Below are 1,217 nucleotides of genomic sequence, written 5' to 3'. Positions count from 1 at the left end.
CGGACGGGAGGCGCGNTACCATCCGGCACCGCGCCTCCCGTCCGTCTCGGTGCGCGTCAGCGCAGCGTCGGGACGAGCTCCGTCAGGAACGCGTCGGTGTCCTCCCAGCCCTGGACCGCGTGGCAGGGCACGCCGAGCGCCTTCACCGGGTAGTCGTTGCCCTCGGGGTCGAGCCGGTCGCCGACGAACAGCATGTCCTCGAGCGCGATGCCCGTGATCTCGGCGAGCCGGCGCATGCCGTACGCCTTGTCGATCCCCTTCCGGGTGATGTCGATGCTCGTCGAGCCGCCGGAGCGGACCTCGAGGTCGGGGAGCTGCTCCTGGACCAGACGACGGAGGTGGTCCTTCTTCTCGCCGGTCGGGTCCCACTGCTTCTTGACGTCGACCGGGGCGGCCTGGCCGAGCGCCGAGAACGTGATCTGCGAGCCGCGGTCCTCGAGGATGTCGCCCCAGGTCCGCTCCTCCCAGTAGCCCGCCTGCTTCGCCTGCTCCTCGATCGCGGCGAGGGCGCGGGTCTTCTGCTCGTCGGTGAGGTCCTCGGCGTACTGCAGCGCCCAGTCGTCGTCCTGCCACCGGTAGTAGCGCGTCCCGCAGGTCGGCAGGAGGTGGAGGTCCTCGAGCGTGAGGCCCTCGCGGTCACGGAGCGGGGTCACGAGCTGCTGCTCGAACTGGTGGAAGTTGCCGCCGGAGATCACGGCGACCGGCACGACCTCGAGCAGGGACGCGAAGGTCTCGAGCATGCGGGGGTCGAGCGGCGACTTCGACGGGGCGAGGGTGTCGTCCAGGTCGAAGGCGACGAGGCGGGGCGTGGTCATGTGCACGATCCTGCCAGAGCCGCGCCGACGAGACGCCGGGTGCGACGGGTGTCGGCTCAGGGCCGGTGCGACGCCGGCACCCGTCGCGGGCGTCCGTGATGTCCGTGTACCCGTGTCCGTACATGCCACGCGGCCGCACCCCTGGACCCGGGGTGCGGCCGCGCACGGTGGACGCGGGGCTCACTCCTTGACGAGCACGACCTCGTCGAGCGGCAGCCGCGTGCGCGGGGCGACCTCGCGCTCCGCAGAATCTTGCACGCCCTCGCTCAAGCCTTCGTCACTGGTCCCGCCACCAAACGTTTCGGCGAGAAGCAGGCCATTATCGCCGGCATGGCGGCCGACGCGCTGGGCTACGTCTTGCTGGCGTTCGCGACGCGAGGCTGGATGGCCTCCCCATTATGA

At 70.9% G+C, this 1,217-nt stretch carries 1 protein-coding gene; it reads right to left on the bottom strand.

Annotated features, from left to right (window positions below; translation table 11 throughout):
- Positions 1 to 56: 56 nt before the first annotated feature.
- A complete protein-coding gene (locus I59_RS12490) occupies positions 57 to 815 on the bottom strand; it encodes an HAD-IIB family hydrolase (RefSeq protein ID WP_022904153.1) in 759 nt (252 codons plus the stop codon).
- Between the last annotated feature and the right edge of the window lie 402 nt (positions 816 to 1,217).

Origin of the sequence: Curtobacterium sp. B8 (genome assembly GCF_000333315.1) — a bacterium.
GTDB lineage: Bacteria > Actinomycetota > Actinomycetes > Actinomycetales > Microbacteriaceae > Curtobacterium > Curtobacterium luteum.
This window is presented reverse-complemented; position numbering and strand designations above follow the sequence as displayed.

What these genes read in the sequence shown, in the direction of transcription:
- I59_RS12490 (WP_022904153.1), bottom strand. Translation starts at nt 815, where the DNA reads ATGACCACGCCCCGCCTCGTCGCCTTCGACCTGGACGACACCCTCGCC.